The sequence below is a fragment of the Candidatus Riesia pediculischaeffi genome, assembly GCF_002073895.1.
GTDB lineage: Bacteria > Pseudomonadota > Gammaproteobacteria > Enterobacterales > Enterobacteriaceae > Riesia > Riesia pediculischaeffi.
In genome coordinates, this window is the sequence record NZ_CP012839.1 from 221,984 (window position 1) to 232,220 (window position 10,237).

At 32.9% G+C, this 10,237-nt stretch carries 4 protein-coding genes and 1 rRNA gene (1 of these 5 only partly in view); 4 read left to right on the forward strand and 1 reads right to left on the reverse strand.

Going from position 1 to position 10,237, the window contains the following annotated elements; translation table 11 throughout:
* Nucleotides 1–1,461 precede the first annotated feature (1,461 nt).
* From dnaE to tilS, 3 genes are all read left to right on the forward strand, one after another.
* Nucleotides 1,462–4,992, forward strand: coding sequence for a DNA polymerase III subunit alpha (gene dnaE / locus AOQ87_RS01120; RefSeq protein WP_080626521.1), 3,531 nt, complete (start codon nt 1,462–1,464; stop codon nt 4,990–4,992).
* A gap of 10 nt (nt 4,993–5,002) precedes the next feature.
* Nucleotides 5,003–5,965: an acetyl-CoA carboxylase carboxyl transferase subunit alpha gene (accA, locus tag AOQ87_RS01125; RefSeq protein ID WP_420885307.1), complete on the forward strand. Its 963-nt coding sequence runs from the start codon at nt 5,003–5,005 to the stop codon at nt 5,963–5,965.
* Between the two features lie 119 nt (nt 5,966–6,084).
* Complete coding sequence (gene tilS / locus AOQ87_RS01130; protein ID WP_080626522.1) at nt 6,085–7,455, forward strand: tRNA lysidine(34) synthetase TilS; 1,371 nt, start codon at nt 6,085–6,087, stop codon at nt 7,453–7,455.
* A gap of 66 nt (nt 7,456–7,521) precedes the next feature.
* Here the strand turns inward: tilS and proS are convergent, their stop codons facing one another.
* Nucleotides 7,522–9,246 carry a proline--tRNA ligase gene (gene proS, locus AOQ87_RS01135; RefSeq protein ID WP_080626523.1) on the reverse strand — a complete coding sequence of 575 codons (1,725 nt, stop codon included), beginning with the start codon at nt 9,244–9,246 and terminating at the stop codon, nt 7,522–7,524.
* A 469-nt stretch (nt 9,247–9,715) separates the two neighbouring features.
* Between proS and AOQ87_RS01140 the strand changes: the two genes are divergently transcribed.
* Nucleotides 9,716–10,237: ribosomal RNA gene (locus AOQ87_RS01140) — 16S ribosomal RNA — on the forward strand (it continues 1,059 nt past the right edge of the window).

The following is a 10,237-nucleotide window of genomic DNA, read 5'->3' on the forward strand; positions in this document are numbered from 1 at the left end:
ATAAGATGGTTATACTTTTATTATGATGAAAAAATTTCAAGTACGATAGATCGTTATTGTGACGATCCTGATAGATTAAACGTTTGATTTAAAGATTAACATCTATATCCATCGTAAAAATTTAAGATGAATTTTTGCATGAAAAAAACAAGAATCTTCTTAGATTATTCTATCGTTACAGAATGACTACGTATCCTGTGGATAAATAGAAGCACTTCGACTCTCGTTCAGACCTCTAAGCATTAGAGTTTTATAAGGTTCATCGAAATTAATGATATATGTTAAAAAAAGAGATTCGATATCTTCGAAATGATGGAATCAGTTCGGTCGGCTAGTTATAAACATCATTCGAACGTTCTCCAGGATATCTCTTGCGACGTATTTTGAATATAATCGATCTGAATTAAAAACTAAACTTAGTTTTTTAGCATTTGCTAAAGTTAATTTTTGACGATTTTTACAACTACAAAATTTTGATAGATATATCATCAATATAAGTTCTTCGAACGTGTCAATCCATTTTTATCAAAGCTCTAAAAAATCTCTTCAGAAGTTCCGATTATATCGTATTGTAAGGTAGGAATATTACGAAACGTCAGAATAAGAATACCATTGAACTAATTTTGATGATTTATATACCCATCTTAAGAATAAAAACTGATGGATCAACGCTTTTCTTGTTACATCCCATTTGATCGGATGTAAATGTGGTATATCTCAGCGAGCAATCATCCGTACAAAATAGAGAAAGCAAATGAGAAATGTTAATTAAACCTTCTCTTTAATATTAGCTTTATAAGTATTACGAATTTGACCATCACAGTTTGACAAAATTTTCACCAATCGTGGAAAATTTGCTCGTTTCATACGATCTATCTCACGGTTATAGGTGAAATTATCCCTATTTGTATTAGAAATAAAGACGTTTACACTGTTTTATGAGCAGTATCCTTCAAAATTTTTAAAGTCATTCTTCTGTTGAAATAAGAACATGTTCAACGATCTCGTATGATAAGATCTTTCAAAGATCTATTTTCAATCACTTAACGATTTATATATGCCAAGGATCGAAATAAGAATTATTTTGAATTCTCCTAAAAAATCTACTACAAGAAGAAAATTTTGATGAATGATAATTTTTGAGTAAATAAAATGGTAAAACGTTAAAATTTGTGAAAGTTATATGAGTTTTACTCTTATTCGTCTAGATTAGTTAGATCATGATGTATTTACGTTTATCATAACTTGTCATCAAAGATAGAAACATTTACGAAGATGATAGAATCATGGAGAAGTATTATATTTTCATACGAAGTATTTCCGAATAAATATACAAGTCCTCTATCGTAACAAACTTCGTAAAAATGCTGAAAACAGGTTCAACATGAGTAAAATATCGGTTAAAGTTAGAATTAGTCGTATTTAAAAAAAAGAACGAATTTTACTAGGTTTCAATCATCTATGAACAGTGCACAATTGAACTTCATACATTTACATGTACGTAGCGATTATTCTATATCGGATGGATTATCGAAAATAGATATCATAGTAAATAGGGCTCTGGAGCTGAATATGCCAGCTATAGCAGTTACAGACCGTTCGAACTTACATGGAATGATGAAATTTTACGAATCTTCCATATCAGTAGGTATCAAACCTATTATCGGTGCGGATCTTATCATCAGACAAGAGTCGCAGTATGATGTGGAAGTTTTTGATATAACCATATTAGCAAAAGATCGAATAGGTTATCAAAATCTCGTCAAATTAATTTCCTTATCTTATCAAGGTGGGTACGACATCAAAATAGGTCCGACGATCAAAAGGAGTTGGTTGATATCGTACGGAGAGGGACTTTTGTTGCTATCAGGAGGTATATCTGGTGATGTCGGAAAGAATGTTCTATCACAGAATTTTAATGAACTTGAAAAAAGTCTTGATTTCTATAAGACTTATTTTCATAACAACTACTACATAGAGGTAACCAGAACTGGAAAAATAGATGAAGAAAAATATATTCAGAAAGTCATTCAGATATCTAAAGAGGATAATATACCGCTAGTAGCAACTAATAACGTCAGATTTACTAACAGAGACGACTTTTTAGCCCACAGAATTCGAATAGCCATACAAGGTGGATACATACTTTCGAAATCTAGAAGAGATGACAAGCAGTATACTGATCAACAGTATCTGCGTAGTTCGCAAGAAATGGAGAATATTTTTCAAGATATTCCAGAATGTTTAAGAAACAGCATAGAGATCTCTAAACGCTGTAATCTTAGTTTTTCGTTTAAAAAACGCTTATTACCGACTTTTCCAAGCAAAGATGTCAAAGTTAAAGAACTTTTTATCAACTATGCAAGGTGTGGTTTGAAAAGAAGATTGATCGAAATCTATCCAGATTATTTTATGAGAGAAAAGAAAAGAAAAAAATATGAAGAAAGATTGGAGGAAGAAATCAATGTGATCCATCAAATGGGATTTTCTGGATATTTCTTGATAGTAATGGAATTTGTAAAGTGGTCTAAGCAAAAGAATATCCCTGTCGGACCTGGAAGGGGATCAGGTGCAGGTTCTCTAGTTGCATACTCTTTAAATATTACAGATCTAGATCCTATTCAATTTAACTTAATTTTTGAAAGATTTTTGAACAAAGAAAGAATATCGATGCCAGATTTCGATATCGATTTTTGCGTGAAAAAAAGAGATCTTGTGATAGAACATGTGATACAGAAATACGGAAAAGAATTTGTTTCTCAGATTATATCTTTCGGGACAATGACCGCTAGATCTGTTGTTAAAGATGTGGGAAGAGTGATGTGTTATCCGTACAGCTTTACAGATCGTGTATCTAAATTAATTCCATTTGATACTGGAATGACGATCAAAAATGCTCTATCTACAGAAGAGCATTTGAAAAAATTATATAACAGCGAAGAAGATGTAAAAGTTCTTCTTGATACAGCTGAAAGATTGGAGGGTATCGTACGGAACATCAGTAAACACGCTGGAGGAGTGGTAATTTCTCCAAAAAAGATCACGAAATATTTTCCTTTATATTACGATCCAACCGGTGAGATCTCATTGACACATCTCGATAAAGATGATATTGAGAAGTTCGGGTTGGTCAAATTCGATTTCCTAGGGTTAAAGACGTTGACAGTGATTCATGATACCATCAAAATCATTAATCATCTTTCTTGTCGTTCTAAAAGAAAGTTCGTGTTATCTGATCTTAATTTAATCCCTTTAAACGATCAAAAATGTTTTGATCTTTTGAAATCTGCAGAAACGACTGCGATATTTCAGTTAGAATCTATCGGAATGAAAGATTTGATCAGAAAAGTGAAACCAGACTGTTTCGAAGATATTATCGCTTTAATCGCACTTTTCCGTCCTGGTCCTCTAAAATCTGGTATGGTAAAAAATTTCATTAACCGTAAAAATGGTTTGGAGCAGATATCTTATCCAGAAAAAGGATGTCATCATGATCTCTTAAAACCGATCTTGAAGAATACGTACGGTATCATATTATATCAAGAACAGGTCATGCAAATAGCACAGATTCTTGCAGGATATACTCTGGGAGAAGCAGATATCTTGAGAAGAGCAATAAGCAAAAAAAACGAAAAAGAGATGAAAAATCAGAGGATCATTTTCGAAAAAAGATCTATCAAAAGAGGAGTCGAAGAAAAGATAGCTTCTAGGATGTTCGATATTATGGAAAAATTTGCAGGATACGGATTCAACAAATCACATTCTGCCGCCTATGCTCTAATATCTTATCAGACTCTCTGGTTAAAAACTTATTATCCATCTGAATTTATGGCCGCTTCAATGACATCAGAGATCAATAATATAGAAAAAATATCTGAATTGATAGATGAATGTCGAAGGATGGATATTAAAGTTCTATCTCCTGATATAAACTGTGGAATGTATTTTTTTCAAGTTAATCTCCATGGAGAAATTATTTATGGGATGGGTGCGATCAAGGGTGTAGGAAAGTCTCTCATAGATAAGATTGTAGATTCTCGTCAGAGAGATGGCAAATTTTTGAACATCTTTGACTTCTGCAAGAGAATGGATGTAAAAAAAATGAACCGTAGAATAATTGCAAAATTAATCTTATCTGGATCGTTTGATTGTTTCAAGGAAAGTCGAACAAAGATGTTGTATTCCCTCGAAGATGTGTTAAAGATGACAGAACAAGAAAAGAAGAACCGTTCTTCCGGTCAGATCGATATGTTTGAAAAAAAAAATTACAAATGTTCGTCCTTTTTAAATGAAAAAAATCTTTGTAGACAAGGGATCAACAGTACCGTACTACACGGAGAATTGGATACTTTAGGTTTTTATCTCACAAAACATCCCACCGAACATTATCTATCTGAAATAAAATATTATACGAAAGAAAGAACCATAGGAGATATACTATCACGTGATCTTTCTTCAGAAGGGTCAGTTACAATCGTAGGTTCCATATCTTCTTACAGATCGGTAAGCTTCAAAAGGTACGAAAGATCGATTAAGTTTAGAAAAACAATTGGAATATATACTTTAAGAGATTTTTCCGGTTGTTTGGAGATGATCGTATCTACTGAAAAAATGAAGATGTATCAATCTATTCTTAAGAGAGAGAACATTTTGGTGGTTACAGGAAGTATACAACGAAATATTTATACGAAAAAAAACGTAATGAATGTACATGACCTGATGGATTTAAATTCAGCTAGAGAGAAATACGTGAGATGTATTTCGATCATGTCGGACGGAGGTAAAATCGATAAGGATTCATTGAAAAAAGTCACAGATATGTTGAACAATCATCGCATCGGAAATAAACCAGTTTATTTCTTTTATAAGAAGGGAAATAATTTCGAAAAAATCAGGATAGAAAGAGATGTCTCTATCACAAACGAGTTGATATCGGATCTACGAGATATTCGATCAGATGGTTATCGATTTAAATTATGCTTCAAAAACTGATGGAGAATCAATGATCGGCAAATTCTTTTTAGATTTCGAAAGACCAATCGTTCAACTGAAAGAGAAGATAGATCGGTTAAAATCTTCGTATACATCAAACAGATTACAAGAATTAAAAAAAAACTCAGAAATCAACAAGTTAGAAAGGAAAGAGATAGAATTGACAAAAAAAATATTTGCTAACTTGAGCGATTGGCAAATCGTTAAGTTATCTCGTCATCCTATGAGACCTCATTCTTATGATTATATTCGTCGGATTTTTACAGATTTCCAAGAATTGTCCGGAGATCGATTATATGGAGAAGATAAGTCTATCATAGGAGGGATAGCGAGAATAGAAGGAAGACCGATTATGGTCGTCGGAAATCAAAAAGGCAGGAATACTGAAGAAATGGTGAAAAGAAACTTCGGCATGTCATTTCCAGAAGGATATCGTAAATCGTTAAGACTGATGAAAATGGCAGAAGATTTTCGTCTTCCTATCATCACGTTGATCGATACTCCTGGAGCATATCCTGGGGTAGAAGCAGAGGAGAGGGGACAGTCATTAGCGATAGCGAACAATTTAAAATACATGTCCGATCTCAGCGTTCCGATCATATGCACCATCATAGGAGAAGGGGGATCTGGAGGAGCTTTGGCGATTGGAGTAGGAGATAGGATCAACATGTTGGAATATAGCACTTATTCCGTAATTTCACCGGAAGGATGTGCTGCTATCTTATGGAAGAATTCAAAAAAATCTGATTTAGCAGCAGAAATGATGGGTATCACATCGAGAAAACTGAAATCATTGAACCTAATAGATAACATCGTAGAGGAACCGCTCGGTGGAGCACATCGAAACTACTCTATCGTAGCTGATAACCTTAAGAAAAGAATACTAATGGATTTAAAGAAATTAGATACCTTCTCTAAAGAAGAATTGACTGATAAACGTTACTATAAGCTGATATCTTATGGATTAGATTAAATCGCTGAAACATTTTTGTTTTTCTTAACTTTATAAATATAGGATCTTTTACCGTTACTATTTTAATTTCCCACGAAAAATTTTTTAAAAATTTCAAACAACCTCAACTCTACTACACGATGAAATGCCCGAAAGATCGACCCTACGATCTCATAAAAAAAGTCTATAAGATTCTACAACCATTTCAAAAAATGTTGATTGGATTCAGCGGAGGATTAGATTCGACGGTGCTTTTGCATATCTTAACAAAAATCAGAAGGTTGAGAAGAACGAATATGGAATTGAGAGCAATTCATATCAATCACAATCTTCAGAAAAAATCTAAACTTTGGGAGTTCCACTGTAAAAAAATATGTGAACTCTGGAAGGTAAAATTTTTATCTAGGAACGTTATCGTCCGCTCTAATGATGGAGGAACAGAATCGGCATCTAGAGCCGTAAGATACAAAGAAATTCGAAGAGTTTTGCTTCCACGAGAAGTTGTCTTGGTCGCACATCACATAGATGATCAGGCAGAGACGTTCTTTTTATCCCTCAAAAGGGGTAGCGGACCATCTGGTCTATCTTGCATGCGGTTCATTACCCCTTTCTATGATACGAAAATAATTCGTCCATTTTTATCTTTTGAAAAAAGACAATTAAAGAGATATGCCGAAATGAACAACCTATCTTGGATAGATGATGAAAGTAATTTTAAAGATATATTTGATAGAAACTTTCTGAGAATACACGTTGTTCCTATCTTAAACGACCGTTGGCCATATTTTACAAGCTCTATCTTCAAGAGCGCAGAGTTATGTAGAAAACAGGAAGAGCTGGTTTCGGAACTTATAGAACCATATTTTTTAAATGTACTTGATCATAAAGATGGTACTCTCAAGATCAAAAAACTATTGAATTTCTCAGCTGTAAAAAGAGACGCTGTCATCAGAAGATGGTTCAAGTTTCATAACCTTTCTAACCCCTCTCAAAGACAATTGCACGCTTTATGGAACAATGTTATTTTCACAAAACGAGATTCCCAACCAGAGTTAATCGTTTCTAATAGACAAGTCATTCGAAAATTTCAAGATAGTTTGTTTTGTTGTAAAAAATTTATAGAATTTGATGAAGACGATCTAATTTGGAATCTATCCGACGATATCACTCTCCCTGGTGATCTAGGAAGATTAACCGTATCTTACGGAAGAAGGATGTATTCGCAAAAAGAAGGTGTGATCAACAGAGTTAGAAAACCTAGAGTCGATGAAATCGTCTTTATCAGATTCAAGATCAAGAGAAAAAAGAAAGTTCGTGTAGTTGGACAAAAAAATAGAAGCATGAAAGAAATATGGAAGCAACATAAGATTGCTCCGTGGATGAGAAGAAGAATACCGTTAATCTTTTACGATTCTAAATTAATTACAATGCTCGACTACTTTGTCACAGAAGAAGGTGATGTATCTCCATCGGTAGAAAACGATCAAGTATATATAAGATGGATAAAATAAACAAACGAACATTAGTTTCTTCTTAAAATTTCACGTGATCAGATAAAAACGTAACAATAAAAATATTTAATTCTTCAAAGATCTCTGTTTTAAAAAAGTTACTACATCATTTAAATCGATATATTCTTCTAATTGATTCATTCGACTTCGGTAAGTTATCCTCTTCAACCGTAGATTTACACGATTTATAATGAAAATATGTGGTACTCCAATCAATTCAACATCTTTTAACATCTTTCCAAAGCTCATCTCCTTATCATAAAAAATTACTTCGAACCGATTCTTTTTTAATGTATGATATAGATCGTTTGAAACATTTCTTACCGTATTGGATTTATTAATATTGATCGGTAAAATAGCAGCTTGAAATGGAGCAAGTACTTCTGGCCATACTATTCCATTATCATCATGATTTTGTTCGATGATTGCAGAGATCATACGTCCTACTCCAATACCATAACATCCCATTTTAATCAATTTTCTCTCACCCTGTTTATCTTGAAAATAAGCTCCAATTGAACGAGAATATTTCTCTCCAATTTGGAAAAGATGTCCTAATTCAAGCTCATTTCCATCCCTTACTTCTATTTTTTCACCGTAGGACTGAAATAAATATTCTTCTTGAAATTCAACTAAATCGCAGATCTTATGATATGAAACCTTCTTTTTGAAATTTAAATCTATGTAATAACATTCATCTACTTTTATTCCAATTATAGGAAAACATATTCTATTAATACGATAATCTGCAATTATTGGAATTGATTTACAAATTGTATTCATAAAATCACATTGATTAAAATTCAATATTTTTAATAGTTCTTTTTTTTTCATAAATCTCAGCGGTTTTGAAACTAAAGACTGTTTTTCAACTTTTCGAACGTTAAGAACATCCTTCAATCGCATTAAAATTGCAATAAACTTATGATCACTATTCGGATCAGCCTTTACGACGATCAACTTAACCATCTTTCGAAGAACAAGATCATTTTTATTTAAAATTTCAGATATTTTTTTGTATTTCATCTTAAAATATTCTATTTCAGATTCTTTTTTAATGGCAATAGTATTAATGCCATCCATATTAAATTGTCTTTCTATCTTTATGTGATCTTGATCAATATCTCCATTGAACTTCAAATTTCTTTTCATATCAGATCGAAATTCATGAGAGATATCTCCTCCAATGAGTCCATTTTCTGCCAAAATGATCTTATATTTTAATTTGACCTTATCAAAAATTTTTTCATATGTTTTAATCATTTTATTATAGGTTTTTTGTAGAGATTTCGCATTTGCGTGAAAAGAATATGCATCTTTCATAATAAACTCTTTAGATCTTATGATTCCAAATTGAGGTCTTAATTCATCTCTAAATTTTGTTTGGATTTGATATAAATTAATTGGCAACTGATTATAAGATTTAATCTCATCCTTGATAAGATATGTAATTGATTCTTCGTTAGTCGGACTCAAGGCAAAAGTACGATTCTTCCTATCCTTAAATCGGATCAATTCATCTCCATATTGAACTAATCTACCGCTTTTTTTCCATAAATGTATTGGTTGAATTAATGGAGAAGAAAATTCTATCGATCCAATTAAATTCATTTCCTCACGAATTATATTTTTCAATTTTTCAACAACCTTAATTCCAGTTGGCAACCAATAATATATTCCAGAAGATAGTTTTCTGACCATCCCGGATCGTATCATCAAACGATCGCTTAAAGATTTAGAATTTACTTGATGATCAGTCAAAGTTGACGAAAGATATTGACTTATCCGCATAAATCGCTCCTGTTTTATCAGTACAACAATAAAAAATTAATTATAAAAATCTTCTAACATAAAAGATATTTTACTGAACAATAACAATACCTTTTGTAAGTACATAATTCATATAAAATAACCTATAATGTTTGACAACTAATTTATTTAATAGAACTAAAGATTCATAAATTATGAATTAATTTGATCTAATACAAAATAGATGATATAATTCTAATTTATGTTATACTCTTATCACAAAGTTTTTATAGTTTTGTTTGTGTTTATCAAAAGATATGTATTTCAAAAGAAACTATGTTTTCTAATTAAACAGAATTAGAAGAGCTCTTTAAAAATCTATGTGAACACTTGTAGTAATCAAGATAAGGAAAGAGTTAAATTAATTTGATCACAAAGGTGTTTCGTCTACATGTTGTATAAAAAGACGATAGAGGTTTCTCGTTCAATTAACTATACTTGAACTTTCATTCAATTGAAGAGTTTGATCATGGCTCAGATTGAACGCTGGCGGCAAGCCTAACACATGCAAGTCGTGCGGAATGGTGTAAACCATTTAGCGGCGTACGGGTGAGTAAAATATGGGAATCTGCCTGAAGAAGGGGGATAACTGTCGGAAACGACAGCTAATACCGCGTAAGCTCTCGGAGAGGAAGCTTTTCAAGAGGAAAGTGGGGGATACACCGTGTAAACGGTGTACCTCACGTCTTCAGATGAGCCCATACGAGATTAGCTAGTAGGTCGGGTAAATGCCTACCTAGGCGACAATCTCTAGCTGGTCTGAGAGGACGATCAGCCACACTGGGACTGAGATACGGCCCAGACTCCTACGGGAGGCAGCAGTGGGGAATATTGCACAATGGGCGAAAGCTTGATGCAGCTATGCCGCGTGTATGAAGAAGGCCTTAGGGTTGTAAAGTACTTTCAGTTGTGAAGAAAACGATGAAGATAACACCTTCATCGAATGACGTTAGCAACAGAAGAAGCACCGGCT